The 18,708-nt window shown below is 68.3% G+C and carries 17 protein-coding genes and 3 pseudogenes; 7 read left to right on the plus strand and 13 right to left on the minus strand.

Annotated elements, in window-relative coordinates:
• Positions 1–41: 41 nt before the first annotated feature.
• The 8 genes and pseudogenes from ACN6LB_RS35940 to ACN6LB_RS35975 form a co-directional block, all read right to left on the minus strand.
• Positions 42–530 (minus strand): carboxymuconolactone decarboxylase family protein, encoded by a 489-nt coding sequence (locus tag ACN6LB_RS35940; RefSeq protein WP_445029500.1) that lies wholly within the window; start codon positions 528–530, stop codon positions 42–44.
• 315 nt (positions 531–845) lie between these two features.
• Positions 846–1,235: an NTP pyrophosphohydrolase gene (locus ACN6LB_RS35945; protein ID WP_445029501.1), complete on the minus strand. Its 390-nt coding sequence runs from the start codon at positions 1,233–1,235 to the stop codon at positions 846–848.
• A complete protein-coding gene (locus ACN6LB_RS35950; protein ID WP_445029502.1) occupies positions 1,202–1,849 on the minus strand; it encodes a hypothetical protein in 648 nt (215 codons plus the stop codon). The genes ACN6LB_RS35945 and ACN6LB_RS35950 overlap by 34 nt, the downstream gene beginning before the upstream one ends.
• A gap of 181 nt (positions 1,850–2,030) precedes the next feature.
• A complete protein-coding gene (locus ACN6LB_RS35955) occupies positions 2,031–2,813 on the minus strand; it encodes a phosphotransferase (protein ID WP_445029503.1) in 783 nt (260 codons plus the stop codon).
• Positions 2,814–3,057: 244 nt separating this feature from the next.
• Positions 3,058–3,246, minus strand: a pseudogene (locus tag ACN6LB_RS35960) (IS630 family transposase); the annotation flags it as partial.
• 84 nt (positions 3,247–3,330) lie between these two features.
• Complete coding sequence (locus ACN6LB_RS35965) at positions 3,331–3,645, minus strand: hypothetical protein (RefSeq protein ID WP_445029504.1); 315 nt, start codon at positions 3,643–3,645, stop codon at positions 3,331–3,333.
• A 75-nt stretch (positions 3,646–3,720) separates the two neighbouring features.
• Entirely contained in the window at positions 3,721–4,347 is a 627-nt protein-coding gene (locus ACN6LB_RS35970; RefSeq protein WP_445029506.1) for a hypothetical protein, read from the minus strand.
• Between the two features lie 201 nt (positions 4,348–4,548).
• Positions 4,549–6,045 (minus strand): HEAT repeat domain-containing protein, encoded by a 1,497-nt coding sequence (locus ACN6LB_RS35975; RefSeq protein WP_445029507.1) that lies wholly within the window; start codon positions 6,043–6,045, stop codon positions 4,549–4,551.
• Positions 6,046–6,751: 706 nt separating this feature from the next.
• Between ACN6LB_RS35975 and ACN6LB_RS35980 the strand changes: the two genes are divergently transcribed.
• Both ACN6LB_RS35980 and ACN6LB_RS35985 read left to right on the plus strand, forming a co-directional pair.
• Positions 6,752–7,213: a helix-turn-helix domain-containing protein gene (locus ACN6LB_RS35980; RefSeq protein ID WP_445029509.1), complete on the plus strand. Its 462-nt coding sequence runs from the start codon at positions 6,752–6,754 to the stop codon at positions 7,211–7,213.
• 302 nt (positions 7,214–7,515) lie between these two features.
• The gene (locus tag ACN6LB_RS35985; RefSeq protein WP_445029510.1) at positions 7,516–8,475 is read left to right on the plus strand and encodes a hypothetical protein; all 960 of its coding nucleotides are present in this window, start codon (positions 7,516–7,518) and stop codon (positions 8,473–8,475) included.
• 529 nt (positions 8,476–9,004) lie between these two features.
• Here the strand turns inward: ACN6LB_RS35985 and ACN6LB_RS35990 are convergent.
• Positions 9,005–10,000 carry a quinone oxidoreductase family protein gene (locus ACN6LB_RS35990; protein WP_445029511.1) on the minus strand — a complete coding sequence of 332 codons (996 nt, stop codon included), beginning with the start codon at positions 9,998–10,000 and terminating at the stop codon, positions 9,005–9,007.
• A 541-nt stretch (positions 10,001–10,541) separates the two neighbouring features.
• Here ACN6LB_RS35990 and ACN6LB_RS35995 point away from each other — a divergent pair.
• From ACN6LB_RS35995 to ACN6LB_RS36005, 3 genes are all read left to right on the plus strand, one after another.
• Positions 10,542–11,372 (plus strand): MerR family transcriptional regulator, encoded by an 831-nt coding sequence (locus ACN6LB_RS35995; protein WP_445029512.1) that lies wholly within the window; start codon positions 10,542–10,544, stop codon positions 11,370–11,372.
• A 266-nt stretch (positions 11,373–11,638) separates the two neighbouring features.
• On the plus strand, positions 11,639–12,043 hold the full coding sequence (locus ACN6LB_RS36000) for a helix-turn-helix domain-containing protein (RefSeq protein ID WP_445029513.1): 405 nt from the start codon (positions 11,639–11,641) through the stop codon (positions 12,041–12,043).
• A 77-nt stretch (positions 12,044–12,120) separates the two neighbouring features.
• Positions 12,121–12,585, plus strand: coding sequence for a DUF3885 domain-containing protein (locus tag ACN6LB_RS36005; protein ID WP_445029514.1), 465 nt, complete (start codon positions 12,121–12,123; stop codon positions 12,583–12,585).
• A 36-nt stretch (positions 12,586–12,621) separates the two neighbouring features.
• Here the strand turns inward: ACN6LB_RS36005 and ACN6LB_RS36010 are convergent.
• Together ACN6LB_RS36010 and ACN6LB_RS36015 are read right to left on the minus strand one after the other, a co-directional pair.
• Positions 12,622–12,802, minus strand: a pseudogene (locus ACN6LB_RS36010) (transposase); the annotation flags it as partial.
• Between the two features lie 240 nt (positions 12,803–13,042).
• Positions 13,043–13,408 (minus strand): MerR family transcriptional regulator, encoded by a 366-nt coding sequence (locus tag ACN6LB_RS36015; RefSeq protein ID WP_445029522.1) that lies wholly within the window; start codon positions 13,406–13,408, stop codon positions 13,043–13,045.
• A gap of 64 nt (positions 13,409–13,472) precedes the next feature.
• Here ACN6LB_RS36015 and ACN6LB_RS36020 point away from each other — a divergent pair, with 64 nt between their 5' ends.
• Positions 13,473–13,976, plus strand: a complete 504-nt coding sequence (locus tag ACN6LB_RS36020) for a hypothetical protein (protein ID WP_445029515.1) — start codon at positions 13,473–13,475, stop codon at positions 13,974–13,976.
• A gap of 169 nt (positions 13,977–14,145) precedes the next feature.
• Here the strand turns inward: ACN6LB_RS36020 and ACN6LB_RS36025 are convergent.
• A pseudogene (locus ACN6LB_RS36025) lies at positions 14,146–14,523 on the minus strand (ABC transporter permease); the annotation flags it as partial.
• 20 nt (positions 14,524–14,543) lie between these two features.
• A complete protein-coding gene (locus ACN6LB_RS36030) occupies positions 14,544–16,835 on the minus strand; it encodes an alpha-L-fucosidase (protein ID WP_445029516.1) in 2,292 nt (763 codons plus the stop codon).
• A 398-nt stretch (positions 16,836–17,233) separates the two neighbouring features.
• Here ACN6LB_RS36030 and ACN6LB_RS36035 point away from each other — a divergent pair.
• Positions 17,234–18,708: RICIN domain-containing protein (locus ACN6LB_RS36035; protein WP_445029517.1), on the plus strand; the 1,475-nt coding region annotated here is incomplete at its 3' end.

Here is an 18,708-nt window from a genome sequence, read left to right on the forward strand (position 1 = left end):
GGCCCCCGCCGGCCAGCTCGGCGATCCGGCCGGCGGACGGGTCAGTCCCACTGCTCGTCCGCGAGGGAGCTGACGGGCTGCGGCTTGCCGATGACGGCCAGGGCGATGAAGAAGTTGATCTGGCCGATCGCGATGGTCAGGGTGGCCAGCGCCTTGTTGTCGTAATGCTTCGCCACCTCGGCGTACAACTCATCGGACACCCGCTCCTTGCCGTGCGGGGCGGGCTGGAGGGTGGCCTCCGTCAAGGCGAGCGCGGCGCGCTCGGCATCGGTGAAGTAGGGGGCGTCCTGCCAGGAGGAGACTGCGGTGATGCGCTCCTCGGACTCCCCCGCCTTGCGCAGGAAGCCGGTGTTCAGGACCGTCAGGTAGGTGTTGCCGACGATCTGCCCGGCACGCAGGTGGACCAGGTTCATCGTGGTGCGCGGCACCGAGCGGTTGCCCGTGGCCCGGAAAAGAGCGGCGCTGATGTCATTCAACTCGGGCACGAACTCCGCCGGGTTGGGCATCCGGGAGATGGAAGTGTTCGTCATGGCTGCTCTCCTTCGCTTCGGCCTGGTCGGCGTCTTCACAGCTCTGACCCGCCGGCGCCCGCACATGTGACAGGAATCCGGAAAACTTCTCCGGCGCTCTCTGGACCGAGCGCCGACAGCCCTGTCCTCCCCGGGCGCCCGGACCAAGTCCGGGATGGGGCGGGCGTCTGGGCCGCGGCGCTCGTTGTCGTCGGTGTACGGCGTGACGACCTCGACCGAGGGGGCACAGAAGGGAACTGATGCCAGCGCGCGCCCGCCCTGTGGTCGGGAGCTGTCTGCTGGTTTGGGGGCGCAGCCCCCAAGAGGGGCAAGTGCCTATGGGGTGCCGCGGACTGTCCGCGGGCCCGCTACTTCCGCTCCCAAATCAGTGACCCGGCGCCGGAGTTCACGGTCCGCGGTGATGACCAGGACGGGGCGGCCGCCGGACTCGGCGACGAGATCCACGATGGTGTCGTCGCCGCTGCCGGGCGCCGAGGCCACGCGTACACCAGGCACGGACTCCACTCCCTTGGCCGCGCCCTCCACCACGAGCACGACCTCCACATCCCCATCCTCGGCTCGCCCGGGAATCCCGTCCCGGGCAAGCCGGTCACGCAGTCGCTCCGCGGCCCCACGCCGATCCCGCCACCACCCATCCGGTACGGACCCGACGACATTGGCGGCGTCGACGATCACGAGCAGAGGCGGGTGCGCAGGCAAGGCCATACGCCAAGCCTCGCACGAAGTGGCGTCTCAGCGGCTGAAGTGCTCACCGAAGTGAGTGGCACCCGACGGCCGGAGAGGACGCCGATGTTGAAGCTGGTGCTTCCCACGCCGGTGACACCGGAGGCGGTGGTCGGCAACCGCCGGACTCGCCCCTTCCCACCGTCCTCGCCGATCCCGCCGACCAGGACCTCGCCCGCCCCACCTGCGGCCACATGCACGGCTGTTCCGAAGTGATCCTTCGCCTCCGACGTGCTCGGCACGCTCCAGGTGTTCTGGGTGATGACCTGGGCACCCGTGGTGGTGACACCGTTCGGGCCGCCGCGCAGCACGGTGACCGCACCTGCCCCTTGGGGTACCCGGCGTCCTTCGTCACGGTGTCGCGGAACTCGATGCGTGCGGGGGGCGCCCGTGCGGTCGAACGGGCCGTAGTAGACGGCCAGACCCCAGGTGCCGTCCGCATGGGCGGGCGCCACCACGTCCGCGGTTCCGTCGCCGTCGACATCACCAGCGTCCGCGAGGGAGTTGTACAGCCACGGCGAGGTCGCGGTTCCCTCTCCGCCCTCGTCCGCGGGTAGCCGACCGCCGCCGCTCAGTCCGTTGGCGCCGCCCCACACGAGCGACCAGTGGGAGAGGTCGCGGACCGCTCAGACGCTCTTCGCCCGGCGCGCGGTGATCGTGTTCACAGCGGCCGCCGCCCGGGTGAGGCGCTCGTCAATGGCGTGTGCCGCAGTGGTGGACGGGGTCGGCCATCATCCGGAGGTGGTCCGGTGCGCGGCAATCATCGCCCGCCGCGCCCTAGCCGCCGGCAGGGGACCAGAAGGGTGCGGGCAACGCCTCGACCTCGATGGCGGCTTGACGCAGATCGGCGGCAACCGGTCCCAGCGCGGCGTAGACCGGGTCGCCGCCGGCAGCCAGGTGGTCGATGACGTCGGCGTTGGTCCGGGCCCGTGCGGCCACCACGTTCCCGAAGGCCGACCGGTCGCCGTCGTAGCCGTAGGCGTCGAGCAGCAGGTGCAGACGTCGGCGCCGGTCCTCGAACGCGGTGAATCCAGTCCGCTCGGCCAACCGGCGGGCATGCAACGGCACCCAGGTCAAGGCCATGAACGCCAGATCGAACTCGCGCGACGAAGGCCCAGCTGTGTCCCAGTCGAAGAACCCGACCAGCTCACCCGCGGACCACACCGCGTTCCACGGTGCGGCGTCATGGTGCCCGATGACCAGTCCAGGCCGCCAGGTCTGCCCGGCAAGCCAACGCACGCCCGGTGGCGGCACAAAGGCTTCCGTCGCATCGTGCAGCCGACGGGCCCACCTGCCCACACTCACCAACGCGGCATCCGAGTACACCCACACAGGCCAGGGAAGATCCTCACCCACGGTCTCGCCCACCAGATGGGTCAAGACCTCACGCCCTTGCCCGTCCATCCCCAACACCCGGGGCGCGCCATCGAATTCCACGGTCTCCAGATGACGCAGCACCGCATGCACGGCAGGCGTCCAGGGTTGTACAGGCCGATGGACCTCATCACCGATACGCACCGCCCCTACCGTCCGGCCACCCGGCAGTCGCTGCTCCTCCATGATCTCGTTGTACCGCACGCTGCCCCGCGGCGCATACACAATTGTTTCGGCCACCACCCGCTGCCCGCCGCCTCAGTCCTGCCAGGATTTCACCCGATCCGGGTGGTGTGGGAAGTCAGGGAACTGCGGCCAGAATCGTTGCAGTTCACGCCCGTCCAGTCGCAGAATTCTCGGCTGGCAGAGTTGGTCGTCCAGCGGCGCCCGGCCCCGCCGACGGTCGTGGCTGGTGCTGTGGCCGCTATGGTTCGCGGACGGTGTCCTCGTCGGCCTGCACCAGCTTCGCGATTAACGGCACACGGTTTCCCGCCCGCCGAGGCCAGCGGCATCATCGCGCGCCGGTACCGTACCGAACTGGTGCTTCCCGACGCACTATCTGCCGCAGCTTCTGCCCCTCCTGGTCGGTCAACCTGCGCACGCGAACAGGTTCTGCCACCACACCCCCAGCGGTTGGGACGGACGTCACCGCACATCCAACCGTCTCGGCAGCTGCCCCCGCCGAGCGTTCCCTGTCAAGGCACTACTTGTCGCGCAGGCTCTCGACTTCGGCGGCCAGCACGGCCATGTCGCGCACGTGCGTGTAGTACCTGGTCGCGTACTCGTCGTCGATCGCCGGGAGGACCTTGCCGAACACCGCAACCAGCCGCGCCAGCCATGCGCGGTGCGGTTCAGTGAGCGTGCCCTCGAGGACGCCCGCCGCGCAGCCGTAGGCGTCCGCGTCGAGCATCACCATGTCCTGGCCCTCGATGTCCAGGCCACGGAAGCCAGGCGGGAATGGCATGGCCATGTGCTCGGCCGTCATCTGCGAGAGCGCGCGCAACTTCTCTTCGAACATGTCGGCCATCCTGCCAGGGGCGCGCCGGGGTAGAGGTGCGCCTGCCCAACCCGGTGAACGTACGCGCTCACAGGGCTAGCTGCCTGAGGGGTGCGATGCGGGACGGGTGTACAGGTGTGCGTGCCGTACCCCGGCCTTGCATAGTTCGTCTGCCACGATGCGCAGCGCGGTGCGGGCCATGTGGGGAAACATCCCGCCCTTGCAGTCCATCCACACGCGGGGGACCGTGTCGTCGACGGCGACGAAGTTGGGGCTGTAGAGGTCGGTGTCGGCCAAGCCATCCTCGGCCTCCTCCGGCGGGAGCTCACGGCCGTCCTCGAGCACGCATCCCAGGCGGCGTTCTGCGGCGGTGAGCGCCGCGACCGCACGGGCCGGGTCGTTCGACTGGACGGCGATCTCCCAGTGCTGTTGAAACATATCGCCGTTGCCCCCCAGGATACGTAGCGCGCCCGGGTCTACCGTGATGCCGCCCGGCTCGCTCTCCGAGACCACAGCCCGACTCATCCAGAATGCACTCTGGTCGGTTTCCAGGCATGCCTCGGCCACGTGCCAGAGCATCTGCGGGCCGGAACCGCCGACCGCTTCCTCGAAAAGGCTGCGTGCGCGTTCCCCGTCCCCCGAGTCCAGGGCCTGGCAGCCGCGTGTGAAAGCGATCTCGGCAGCGTGATCGACAGATGGCAGGCGGGAGTCATTGGTATCCACAGCCGATACCTACCCCAGTTCTGGCATGCGGTCACTGAGCTGCCGAATCAACCGGCAGCGCCGACGCAGACCCGGCCGGTCGAACTCGCCCGGCACATGGTCAAGATCACCTGTCAGAGGACATTCGAGGCCGGAAGAACAAGAACTTCCAAGCTGAAGGGTGGGGGTGTCACCGGTGTTGCCGCTGTCGCCCCTGCCTCGTCAGTTGTTCCGGCAGCCGTCCAGGGCGCGCAGCGCCTCGGCCGCCGCCTGGCGTACGGACTCGAATGGGTCCGAGTCCAGGGCGGTGAGCCGGTCGCGCAGCCGCTCCTCGCCTGGGGGGAGCGTGCCCGTCTCCTCCACCCAGTGGGCGATCCCCTCTGCGGCGGCCTGGCGTACCGACGTATCCACGTCGTCCAAGTGCCGTACGAAGAGCGGCAGATCGTGCGGGGTGCCGGCGTCCGTCGCATTGTGCGGGTCCAGGAGCGACAGCGCGGCGGCCCGGACAAGGGGGGAGGTGGTCTGGTCCGCCAGTTCCCGCAGACCCGGAAGGGCTTCCGCCAGGCCCACGAGGACCCTCTCTGCCACCCAGACCAGGGTGGTGGCGACGCCGAGACGGGCCACCAGCGCCCGGGCGACCGCCGCGCGTTCCCACGGCCGGAACCCGGTGTCCGCCATGGCGTCCAGGCCGCGCAGCGCACCGTCGTACACCTCGGGCGCGGCATGGTCCAGAAGGGGCAGCAGCAGCCACACGGCGTCCCATCTCCCCATATCGCCGTAGGCCCTTGCTGCTGCAGCAAGCGTGCGGGCGGCTGTTGTCGGGTCGGTGAGAACAGCCCGCAGGAGCCTCGTGGCGGCCTTGCCGCCGACGGACCCCAGAGCAGCGGCGGCCGACGGCCCTGCCCGCTCGTCGCTCAGCCAGCGCGAGGCCGGACCCAGCAGCCGTTCGTCACCCGATCGCTCGAGCTGGAACAGCAGTTGCCTCGCCATCTCCGGGTCCCGATCCGTTTCCAGGGCAGCGAACAGCGCATCCTGCGTCTCTGGGCGATCCACCTGCGACAGTCGAAAAGCCACAGCGCAGCGCACCTCGGTAGAAGGGTCATCGGTCAGAACCCTCAGCAGCGACGGCAGCAGCCGGTCGGCGTGCTGGTCCGGCAGCATCCACAGGGCTGGCACGCGGGCGGCATCCGCCCCCCACTGGGCCGTACGGACCAGCTCCGCCTCGACATCCGGGTCCTTCTTGAACATAAAAACCATGGCCCGCGCCCGACCCCAGACGCCGCATGCCGGATCACCCAGCAGCCGGACGAGCGCGGGAACGTCACCGGGTACGCCCAGCTCCCGCAACGCCTCCAAGGCGTTGATCCGCAGGTGGTAGTCCGGATCGCCGAGCAGTCGCCCATAGGCGTCCACGACCTCGCGATCGCGCAACCCGAGCCGGATGGACGCCAGAGAGGCCTGCCTGCGCACCCACGGATCGTCGTCATCCATCAGCGCAGGCAGGGTCTGCGCCCCGGCCGCCAAGACCCCCAGCCTGCCCAGCCCCACCGCCGCGCCTTCCCGCACCTCGGGCGCGGGGTCGGCGGCTGCCCGGACGAGCACTGCGGCGTGTTCGGTGTCGCCGAGTTTGCCGAGCCCCTTCGCCGCTGCTGCCCGTCGCCAGGTATCGCCCGTCTCCAACTCCCTCAGGAAGAAGGCAACCTGATGTTCCGTCGTCATGTGCACCCCGGGAAGTAAGACTGCCGAACCGACAGGAGGTTGCGCCGACGGACGCCTGGAGGTGGCGGGCGAGCGGCACCCTGGCCCGCATCCACGCCGGGCTGTATGAGCGGGTCCGCTCTCACCCGTTCCCCTGATGGAGGGCAGCGCCTGTTCCTGCGCGGCCGGCGACGACAACCCGAACTGACCCATCGCACCCGGTCACACGCATTCACGCCTCGGCGAATCAGCGTTGGGGCCTGAGCCTTCGAGTACGAGTTGACTTCCTCCCCCTCGTGAACGAGGGGGATTGAGTTCATCGAGAACCTCCCGTTGTGAAGTCGCCGCCGACGCCGCGCAGGCGCCTCGTCCGGGCAAGCGTCGGCGTGGTCCAGCTGCCCTTCCAGCGAGTCGCACTCCCCGCCGATTGGCTTCACGCATCAGTGGTGGCCCCGTTTAGGAACTTGGGTTCCATAGGTCGTTGCAACACCTGTCCTGAGGGATTTTGCGATGACCAAGCCGCGTCGGAACCACCTACACCCGGACTCACTGGAACAGGCCGCTGTTGGCCACGACCCGCCGGATCGCGGAGTCGGGGCGGATGCCGCGACATCTCGCCAACGGTCTCGCCCGGTTCTGGCGGGATGCCCTAGCCGAGGGCCGGCCCGAACTGCGCGCTCGATCATCGATCAGGACATCGCCCACCGCGCGACGGCCATCGCCACCCATGGCGTCGGCCGGGCGCTCGAAGCGCTCCACCCCGAGATGGCCTGGGCAGGCGACGCGGACCGTCGCCAAGTCGTGGGCCGGCGAAACCGATGTCACCGGCCGGGACCTGGTCCTTGCCCCCGGCGTGCTCAACTGGCCCGACGTCATCATCCAGGTCGACACCCCCGGGCAGTTCGTCCTCTACTACCCCGCACAGCGGATCGGAGCCGGCCGGGATCGCAGGTCCGGAGGGATCGCGCAAGTGGTCGGCAACGCCCGAGCGGACCTGCTGGCGGAGCTCGAAACCGCCCGGTTCACCGCGGAACTCGCCGCCCGGATCGGATGCACCCCGGGCACCGTCTCCTACCACCTCAGCGCACTGCACCGCGCACGTCTCGTCACCAAGGTCAGAGACGGGCGCTACGTGTTGTACCAGCGGACCGCACATGCGGCAGGTCTGCTGGAAGAAGCCCGCGGCTAACATCCGCACCTGGTCGGCCTGGGCCTACGTCGCATTCGTCCTGGACGTGTACTCCCGGATGATCGTCGGATGGCAGCTCGCCACACGGGCGCCTGCCGCCGGGCGTATTCCCCCCGGCCCTTGGTCGTGATGCGGTCCACTGCGCCGGTCCGGCGGAGATTTCGTGAAAGGCCGGAGAGTGCGCCCGCGGCGAGCAGAGCATTCTCAACGCGACCTGTCATGCATCGGATGATCAGTCACTACACTGCCACGAGGTCACGAGGCGACACGGCGAGCAGCCGAGTCGAAAGTTGGGAGAAGGTATGGCTACGGGGGGATGGGGGCCGGGCCCCGGGCAGGCTGGCGGCAACGGACCGGGAGGCCCAGGCTGGGGCGCGCCGTACGGTCCACCGCAGGGCAACCCCTACGGCCCTCCGCCACCGAACCCAGGCCCGTACCCGAACCCGTACCCCTATGGCCCGCAGCCCACGCCGAGCCCTGCCGCCCGGCGCCCTCGCGGCTGCCTGTGGTACCTCTCTCCTTTCTCGATCGCCCTCGTCATCCTGCGCTCCGCACACCGCGTCGCCACCAGGCTGTTCGCGAACGAGGGCGACGGCCGGATCGTGGACCGCACCGTCGACCGCGTCCAGCTGGCTCGCACTGTGCTCGGCGCCGCCGCTGCCATCGCCCTGGTCCTGGCCTACAGCGTGAACCCGGACGACTTGTCGGACGCGGCGTACGGCAGCGCCGCCAACATGTTCATTGCCCCGTTCCTGCTGATGGTCGCCGGGCCCCTGGTCATTCTGGGTTTCATCTACTACGCGCCCCCGCATCTGCGGCCGCATCTGCGCTCCCGGTTGCGCGCCCCGCTGAAGGCGGTCGGCTGGTATGTGCTGACGCTGCTCGCCATCGCCTCGGTCCTGTACGTGCTTGCCTTGAGCCCGTTGGAGAAGACCGACGACTTGAACTGGCTGAACTGTGTGAAGGCCGCGGCGGCGATGGCCGTGATCTTCTGGGGCATTCCCTTCTTCGCCCTGGCGTCGCTGTACTCGGCCCGCACCGCCTTCAACACCGCCCACGTCCACCCGATGCTGCCGCCGGTGGTCACCACGGTGCTGGTGTGGGTCATCGGGATCTTCAACGCGATCGACGGCGGTCTGCCGCACGGCCCGCCGGTCGTCCAGTTCTGCTCCCTGCTCGGCGGGCCACTGTCGGTGACCGCCGTGTCGCTGTGGGAGCTGCACCGGATGAAGACTCGATACGGCGTCACCCTTCGGACCTGATCCGAGGCGGTCGGCGTGAGCTTGCACGTGCGCCTGTCTTCAGCCGTGACGCGGACCGATTCCGGCGAGTGCCTTCAGGGCTGGCCTGGGTCCGTGCCGCTACCGGTAGTTCGTTGAATCCGGCGGTGGTGTGAGTCGACGGCGAGGCGGGTTGGTCGTAGGCCGGTGGCAGACGTCAACTGCCTGACTGGGGGCCGAAGATGACTGCTCGCCGTCCGTGTGCGGGCCAGTGTTCGTTGGCAGTGCCGACCTGGGCGGGGCTGACGCGGATTTCATCGCCAGTGGGGGCATTCGCTGTCCGGGTGCCGCGGTGGGACGTGCAGTCGCCACGAGCTCAGATGACTGAGCTGGTTCTCAGACAGGCGCCTTCTCGCAGGCTGTGGGGCCACGGACTCCCCGCCGGTGCCACACGCAACCGTCGGCCGTCTGCACCGTCATGCGCTCAGCCCCACGTATTTCCCCAGGTCTGTGATCACGCAATTTCCCACCTGCTGCCCTGCGCAGACTTGGCCGACAAGTTGACATCGCATCAGGTGATCGAGAGAAGGATCTTGCCTTGGCCTGAGCCCGTCTCCAGGAGCTGGTGTGCCTTCGCCGCCTCGGCCAGAGGCAGGGTCTGCGTCACCCCGGACCGAATCCGCCCGGCCGCGAGCAGTCGGAGGGCTTCGGCGAGATACTCACCGATCCGCTCGGGAGCCCGACGGGCGAGGTCGCCGATGTTGAACCCGGCGATGGTCCGGTTGCCCTTCCACAAGTCCCATACCGAGGCCGTCCATTGCTCGTGCCGACCGAGGTCTCCATAAGCCACCACGCGGCCGAACGGCGCCAGCAGGGTCAGACTCTGTTCCCGGATCGGCCCGCCGACGGGGTCGAGCACCACGTCCACGCCCCGGCCACCGGTCACCTCGGCCAGCTGCTCCGCGAAGCCGTCGCGCAGGAACACTTCGTCGTAACCGAGCTCGGCGGCGTACGGAATCTTCTCCGCCGAGCCGACCGTGCCGTACACCCGGCCGGCGCCCAACTGCCGGGCCAGCTGTGCAGCCGCGGAGCCCACACCCCCCACCGCGGAGTGAATCAGCACGTCTTCCCCCGCCCGCAGCCGTCCGGCGTCCTTGAGGATCCCAAAGGCCGTCGGATAGACGCAGGGCAGCCCCGCCGCCTGGGCCAGGTCGGCCTCTCCCGCTTCGGTGCGCAGGGACCTGACGAACCGGATGTCCGTTGCCACCACCTCGGCGTAGCCGCCGAAGGCCGGCAGGTATGCCGCAACCGGCTCGCCGATCTCCAGCCCGCTCGCCCCCGCACCGAGCGCGACGACCACCCCCGCGACTTCCAGGCCGGGGATGTCCACTCCTCCTGGTCCGTCCGGGGCGCCGAACTCGCCCCGGCGGTGCTGGATCTCGGCGAAATTGACGCCCGCGAAGGCCACCCGCACAGCGACCTGGCCAGGAGCCGGCACCGGCTCGGGCCGCTCCAACTCCTCCAGCACCTCGACGCCTCCGTTGATCCGGAACCCGACTGCCCGCATCCGATGCTCCCCTCATGGTCACGGCCCTTTCCGGTGCCGGCCGTACGGGAGGAGCAACCGGGACGGCGATCTTGGTATTCCGCGCAGCACAAGCCGCCATCCGCGACCGCCGTCCCCATGGGAACCGTGACCGCGCGGGTGGGGAATTCCGTGACCGTGATCATGCGGATCGTGCGGAATTGCGTGAACGCTGACACGCTCCCCCGCTTCGCGCTGACCCAAGGCAAGCTCCCCACCTTCACCACCCGATCCTGGACCCGGGCGCCACGCGCGGGCGAGAGGTTCGCTTACGCCTGCTTCGTGCGGCATCAGCCCTGAGTTCGCGCCGGCCCGCACCCTCCGAGGAAAGGGGCCTGCCCGCGGCGACTCGGGGCCTGAGGAACATCCATGTCTGATCGTGCGCCAAGTGGTCGGCTCCGGAGGTCCTTCGGGGGTTGAATGTGGCCCCGCTGTCTCGACCGGCGTGCTGTTGACCTTCACCTTTGGGGAAGCCGCACAGTGGTTGTGACCGGGCGCCGCGCCCGGAACGAGGGAGCCGTCCATGAGCTTGGTCAGCATCGGTGAGTTCTCGCGGCTGTCACGTCTGTCGCCCAAGGCGCTGCGCCTTTACGACGAACTCGGGCTGCTGCTGCCTGCCCACGTCGACCCGCATACCGGCTACCGCCGTTATGCGGCCACGCAACTGGAGCAGGCCCGCCTGGTGGCCTCGCTGCGCCGGCTCGGCGTCCCGCTGGCCCAGATCAGGGACATCCTGGCCCTGGAGCCGGCGACGGCCGCGGAGGAGATCCGCACCTACTGGGCTGCGGCCGAAGCTGAGCACGCCGCCCAGCGAGTACTGATCGGCCACCTCGTTGACCGCCTTCAGGGAAAGAAGTCCGCCATGTACGAGGTCGGCGTCCGCGACATCCCAGAGCGCAGCCTGCTCAGCCTGATCCGCAGAGTGCACCAGGACCAACTGGAACAGGTGATCCGGGAGCTGTTCATCCACCGGTTGCGGGGCGGTGGCGTCTCACGCATCGAAGGGATCGCCGGCGCGCCGTTCACGATTTACCACGGGGAGGTGAGCGGGGACAGCGACGGTCCGGTCGAGTGTTGCTGGCCCGTTCCTGACGACCAGGCGGACGAGATCGCGGCGAGGTTCCCCGACCTCACGCTCCGCACCGAGTCCGCGCACCAAGAGGCATTCGTCCGCCAGGAGGGGCCCGGACGGTGGGGCAGCGGGACCCAGGTCGAGATTGCCATCGAGGCCCTGTTCGCCTGGGCTTCAGAGCAACAACGCCAGCCGTCCGGGGGTGTGCGCAGCGTGTTGATCCCAAATCCTGCGAGCAGGGGAGCCGGGCCGGACTGCGAGTTCGCCGTGACACTGCGCTGAACCGGGACGCGAAGCGACAGCGCCCACGACGAAGTCATCGAGGGCCCACCGCGATACGCGCATCGAAGGCCTGCCAAGGCGCCGGCCCGCCGCGGCATGGCGCGGCCTCACCTGCCCGTGTCTACCCCGGAAGGATCGGCGGCCCGCCTTCCATGAGTGTGCGCCTCGCCGTGCCCGTGGTGCTGACTGTCACGGAGCGCCACCGTCTGAAGAAGATGGCCTACGGCCACAAAACTCCCCATCAGGCCCAGTAACGCGCCACGGACGTGCTGTTGGCGGCGCGCGGCCGCAGCAACGCCCGGATAGCTGTCGAGGCCCGTCTGCACGTGGACACCGTGCGGACTTGGCGTGACCGGTTCGACGTGGGCCGGCTGCCGGCCCTGGCCGACCACAAACGCTCAGGACGGCCATCGCGCTTCACGCCGGTGAACCAGGTGGAGATCTACCTCTCCGTCGTCCAGCGCAAGGCCGTCTCGCCCAACGACTTCCCCGACCTTGCCCAGGTCGGGGAGCGGATCCGAGCGTTCGAAGACCGCTACAACACCGCTGCACAGCCGTTCCAGTGCAAGTTTCTCTTGGTGGATGGGCGCCGGGCATCATGGTCGCCGGTAGGGGCCACTGTGCGAGAGGACGAGTGCGGCAGATGTCTGGAGGCGTATCGGCGGCTTTGACGGAGCTGTGGCAGCAGCATTGGCCCCACTGTCCTCCGGTTGGGTAAAAGCTCCGCGACCCGTACCGAAATCTCTGGGTGCGCTTCCACAGCCTGCCCGAGTCGAAGCGATACGCACAGGACGAGAGCGAGTACGCCGTCGTCCTGGAGCAGTACAACACGGTTCTTGATGAGTTGTTCGCTGGTGGGGACGTGTACGTGATCACACCGGTCTGGGCGGCGGAAACCGAGGTTCCGCCGTTCCAGACTGATGCTGGCCACTGGCAGAGCCTGCTGGTGGAGGACGATCCTGCCCCAGAGTTCCGCACCTACTGCCACCTCTTCGTCGCCCGCCGACCCTGGCGACACGGCCGCCTTGACGAGCTACTTCGTGACATCGCTGACGACAAGGTGGCGGGAGTCCCCGTCACCGACACTCAGATGCGTCGCATCCACCACCCCTACGACGGCGGAGCCGACGTCTTCCTCACTACGTCCGAGGAACGCGATCAGACGCGCGACAGGCATGTCGACTGGCTTTCCAACCATCTGTCAGGTCTCTGACGCATCGGGATGACCTCCCTGCCCACGTTGCCGGATTCAGGTAGTCAGCCGACGGAAGCAGATGCGCAGTGCCGCTGTGCCGACGAAGGCGAGGAAGTGCTCGGCCTTGCGCTCGTAACGGCGGTGGAGCCGACGGCAGCCGGCCAGCCAGGACACGGTCCTCTCCGACTACCCACCGGTGGCGGCCGAGCCACTGCGAGGACTCGACACCCTTGCGCCCACCCCCCAGACCTCCGCGCCCAGCACACCGACCAACCGCCCCACCCCGCAACCCAGCCAGCAGGGGGCCGGATCCGCGACACCCCAACCCAGCGCACCCGCACCGGCGCCGAGCGAACCATCCGGAGCCCATGCTCCCTCTCCCGCCACGTCGGCCTCGGCCGCCCGGCGGCAAGAGGATGCAGCGCACGGGAGGGCGGCTCGGGCTGGCGGGCGGTCGTGGCCCGCTCGCCCATACTCAGCCGGCCCGGCCGGCCGGCCGCAGCGGGCATCCGGTGCCGGTGCGTGCATCGAGTTCGGCGCGCAGAGCGGCAAGTTGCGTCATGCGCGCATCGATGATCTTGATCTTCTCCTCGAAAAGCGCGGACAACGCCTCAGCAGTGTCGGGTGCGTCGCGCAGTTCCTCGCCGGTCTGCGCGATCTCGGCCAGCGTGAAGCCGAGGGTCTGTGCGGTGCGGACATACAGCAGCCAGGGCACTGTCTCCGGCGGGAAGTCGCGATATCCGTTGGCGAGCCGTTGACCTGTGACGAGGCCGATCTTCTCGTAGAAACGGATGGTGTCCCTGGTCAGTCCCGCTTGTGCGGCCAGCTCCCCGATACGCACGGCTCTCCCCCGAACTGCGGACTTGACCTTGGACATTACTCCACTGTTTACCGTCGTGGCGTCCATGCAGGAGACCAGCAGGAGCCTCGCCGTGATCCGTCTTTCCGCCCCTTCCCATCCCGCGTATCTGCGCGCCGTACGCACGAGTGCCTGGTACGACCTCGTGGTCACAGCCGGATTCGCCACGCCGTGGACGTACACGTTGGTGCACGAAGTGCTGTCGAAGCTCGGTGACGCGCTCGGGCTGGACGCGCTGCCCGCCCTCGACCCGATGGAGATCCTTTACGCGAACCTGATGGGTTCGGTGGTGGTCGTCTGGGCGCTCCTGCGGATCGTCAAACCGCTGCCGGTGCATGGACTGTTCGACGGCGTCGCGCGCACGCTGTTCGCCACATGGCAGGCGTACGCGCTGGCCCACGGCGCCCCGCGCTGGCTATGGCTGTTTTTCGTTGTCGAGGTGGCGTTCGGTGTGGTCCAGCTCGTGCCGTGGGGGCGGGCTCGGTGCACCGGCCCTGGCTCCCCTGCCGGACCGGCCGCCGGACAGCCGCTCGACGTCGCGGACCGGTAATGCCCAGACGGTCCTCTTGGCCGAACACCCATCTGTCGGGGCTTCATGACTCCAGCGGAGAAACTGCCCTACCGGCACGCCGAGTTGGAAAAGGACCACTCGCGAACGCCGATGGAGCCCTCCCCGGCGAGCCGGCCAATCCGGGCCGGTGTCACGGGGCCGGGGACGGGCCCTCAAGGGCACCGAAGAGCGTGCCGCGGCTGCCGTTGAGGCTGACCCCGCCGATCACGGTGGCGGCGAAGACCTGGAAGATCCAGCCGCTGCCCTGGTCGGCGGAGATGGAACCGTAGTGGCCGGTGAAGAGGATGGCGGCGAAGGCGGCGAGCACGCCTCCCAGGATGAGGACGACCCACACCAGCCGGGTCGACGCGGATGCCAGCAGTCCGCGCGGCCTCGCTGTTGCCGCCTACGGCGTAGAGCGCACGGCCGTGCCGGAACCAGGCCAGGGCGCTACCGCCGATCGCGAACAAGGTGACGCAGATCCACACGGGGCCGGAAGGCCGAGCCAGGGGGTGCTGCCCAGGTATGTGAAGGCGCTTGGTGCGTCCACGGCCCTGTCTCAAGCCACTAGAGGGCCACGAGCTGCCATTCCTGGTTGGTTCCGCCCGCGCTGGGCCACTGGATGATCGAGGCGCCGTCCGCGGTGGAGGCGTCCTTGACGTCGGCGCACCAGCCGTTGCCAACGTTGACGATCCGGTAGTAGCCGGTGGAGGCGGGCACCAGCTGCCACCACTGGTTGCGGCTGGCGGTGTCGGTCCACTGGTCCAGGGCGGCGCCCTGGGCGGAGCCGCCCGGGCTGTCCATAACCTTGCCGCTCTTGACGTTGGCCAGCCGGTAGGAGCCGTCGCTGTTCGGCAACAGTTTCCACTGCTGGTTGGTGCCGGTGTTCTGTGGCCACTGGATGAGGGAGCCGCCGTCGGCGGTGGAGCCTCCGCTGACGTCGAGCACCTTGCCGCTCTTGTGGTTCACCAGCCGGTAGGTACCGAGGTCGGCGGAGAAGGGGCGGTCGTAGATTTCCAGGTTGCGGACGGAGGCCCAGACGCCTGTGGGCAGTCCGGTCACTGTCACACGCACATAGCGCACCTGGGCACTGAACAGGACGGCCTGCACCTGGCTGGTGCTGGTGGTGCCGGTGCGGTCGGCCAGCATGGTCCAGGTGGCGTTGTCCGTGGAGCCTTCGATCTTGTACTTGTAGTTCGTGGCGTCGAACTCCCAGGCGATCCGTGCGCCGGTGACCGCTTTGGCCGACCCCAGGTCCACTGTCAGCCAGGCCCCGGTGTTCGCGTTGTTGGCGCACCAGCGCGTCGCGGTGGAGCCGTCGACCGCCTTCGCCGCGGTGTTGCCCTGGGAGGACTCCTGGCTGCTCGCCGTCACAGTGTGGCCCGCGCCGATGTCGGCCGGCTGCACGGTCCGGTCCAGGGTGACACCGACGATGCTGTCTTCTGGGTTGCGGGTGCGGTTGATGCCGGTGATCGTCACCGTGCCGTCCGAGCCGACGGTGTACGGCAGGTCGGTGCCGGCCGCGACGTCGAACACGCGGGTGACCTGAGCGTCCCCGATCGGCTGGGCGGTGAAGCTGGTGCCGCTGTAGCCGGGCAGCAGGTGGACGTAGAAGGTGCTGTCCTTGTAGGTGTAGCCGTACTGGCCGTCCAGCGGGTTCCACGGGCCGCCGCGGGTGGCGTAGATCGCCTGGCCGTAGGTGGTCATGAAGGAGCCGATCTGGCGCAGCAGGCTCGCCTGGCCGGCGGGCACGGTGCCGTGCCGGTCCGGGCCGATGTTGACCATGGCCGTCATGTTCCGGATCCAGCAGTTGACCAGGAGGTTCATGGCGGTGCTGTAACTCATGACCTTGCCGTCGGAGTTGTAGCCCCAGGTGGTGCCGACGGTGAAGACCTTCTCGGTGACCTTGCCGGTACGGATGGCCCCGCTCGGCACGGAGGGGCCCTCCTCGCTGGCGTAGTCGCCCATCCAGCCGGAGCGCGAGGTGGCGACGATGTTGGGCTGGTGCGCGCGCACCATGCCCATCAGGCCCAGCGGCTTGCCGCTGCTGTCGGTCTCGCCGTAAGTGGCGTCCACCGGCCACTGGTTGGCGGTGTCCCGCAACTGGCCGGGCTCCCAGAAGAAGGCGGCGTCGGCGTCGCTGCCCTGCTCCGCGATCCAGCCGCCGTCCCACCACAGGTCGTCGATGACGCCGTACTGGGTGACGAGTTCCTTGATGGACTCGTACACCTCGGTCTTCATGATCCGCGCGTTCTCCTTGTGCGCGGGGTCGGTGGTGTAACCCCACGGGTTGGTCGCGCAGTTGGTGCCGTACACGTCGTAGTAACCGGGGTAGCGCCAGTCGATGGGCGAGTAGTAGAGACCTACCTTCAGCCCTGCCGCCCGGGTGGCCGCGACGTAGTCCTTGACGAAGTCGCGGCTGAGGGGCGCCTGCCCGGAGCTCCAGCTGTGGGGGTGGTTCAACGGCCACAGGGCGAAGCCATCGTGGTGGCGGGTCGTCAGCACGGTGTACCTGGCCCCGAAATCCTTGGCCAACTGCGCCCAGGCGGTGGGGTCGTAGGCGTCCGCGGTGAACTGGCTACTCGTCGCGTCGGTGACGTACTTCTGGTAATCGGCCGGGGTGATGGGTGCGTTGCGCATCCACCACTCGCCCTTGGCCGGCCCTGAGAAGACACCCCAGTGGATGAACATGCCCAGCTTGGCGTCCTGAAGCCACTGGACCTTGTCGTCGGGCTGCTGCTCGACACCCATGTCTGTCTTGGGGATGCGCAGCGGTACCAGGGGCAGCGACTGGGAGGCGGAGGTGGCGGCATGCGCGGAGGCGGCGAGGGTCGGGGTGACGACGGTGGCAACGGTCATGGCCGCCATACCCATGAGCACTCTTCGTCGAGTGAGCGATTCTGACAAGGGGTTCTCTCCTGACTGTCCACAGGACAGTTCGGACCGTGCTGCGGCTCAGCATTCAGACCGAACAGATGGAGTGAGTCATCCGATGAATGTCGAGGGCGCCGGGGAACCACACGAGAGACTGACGCCGCGCCGGATGACGCTGAATGTATTAAGGACCCCACTTCCAGACTTCGTCTAGTGGTTGGAGGAACTTTACTGGAGGTAGCGGTCCGCTTGAGCAACCCGTAACAGGGATTCACGAACATCGGAGTTGTAGCTCTTGACGGGAGCGTGTTCCGCTCCTAACGTCCGGCAACGGGACCGCACACAACCAAACAAGCAACTCAAAATCGTCGTTGAGGAACCCGATGCTCCGACGCACCGTCACGCTCATACTGGCCGCCACGATGAGCGTGTTCGCCCTCCTGGTCACCGGATCACCCGCTCAGGCTGCCCCGGTCACCGTGACCAACGCCACCCAGTTCACCGACACCACCGGCGCCGTAGTGCAGGCCCACGGTGGCGGAGTGATCGAGGTCGGCTCCTACTACTACTGGTTCGGCGAGAACCGCAACCCCGACAACACCTTCAAAGCCGTCTCGATCTACCGCTCGACCGACCTCAGGACCTGGGAGTTCCGCAACAACGTCCTGACGCAGAGCAGCGATCCCGAGCTGGCGGTCGCCAACATCGAGCGCCCCAAGGTCATCTACAACAGCACGACCGGCAAGTACGTGATGTGGATGCACAAGGAGAACGGCACCGACTACACCCAGGCCCGCGCCGCCGTCGCCGTGTCCGACACCGTCGACGGCGCCTACACCTACAAGGGCAGCTTCCGGCCGCCCACCGGCACCACGTCCCGCGACATGACGCTGTTCAAGGACGACGACGGCACCGCCTATCAGATCACCTCCGCCAACAACAACGCCGACCTGCAGATCTTCAGACTGAGCGCCGACTACACCTCCTACGACAGCCTGGCCGCCAACCCCTGGCCGGGCACGTTCCGCGAGGCTCCCGCGCTGTTCAAGCGCAACGGCGTCTACTTCATGCTCACCTCCGCCAACAGCGGCTGGAAGCCCAACCAGCAGAGGTACGCGACCGCCACGAGCATCACGGGTCCCTGGACCGCCATGACCGACGTCGGTGACGACACCGCCTACGGATCACAGACCACGTTCGTGCTGCCCGTCCAGGGCACTCAGGGCACCTCGTACCTGTACATGGGCGACCGCTGGGGCAACTCCATGGGCGGCACGGTCAACGACTCCCAGTACGTTTGGCTCCCCCTGACCTTCCCCACCAAGACCACGATGGACCTGCCGTGGTACCCGCAGATCGCCATCGACACCGACGCCGGCACGATCACCGGCGTGGGCGGCGGTCCCTACAACAACCTGGTCGCCCGGCACAGCGGCAAGTGCCTCGACGTCTCCGACAACTCGGCCGCCGACGGCGCGATCGCCATCCAGTACACCTGCACCGGCGGCCTCAACCAGCAGTGGCGGCTCCAGGACGTCGGTGGCGGCTACGTGCGCGTCCTCGCGCAGCACAGCGGCAAGTGCCTGGACGTCGCGGGCGCCTCCACGGCCGACGGTGCCTTCGTGAACCAGTACCACTGCACCACCGGCACCAACCAGCAGTGGATGTTCGAGGACCAGGGCAACGGCTACTACCGGCTGGTGGCCCGGCACAGCGGCAAGTGTCTGGACGTGGCGAACGCGTCCACCGCCGGCGGCGCCCGGCTCGTCCAGTGGCCTTGCGGAACCGGCACCGACGTCCTGGAGCCGCCACTGCTGGTTGAGGCCGCCGGTGCAGGTGTACTGGATGGCGATCGCGC

This window comes from Streptomyces sp. SAS_270, from assembly GCF_052543295.1.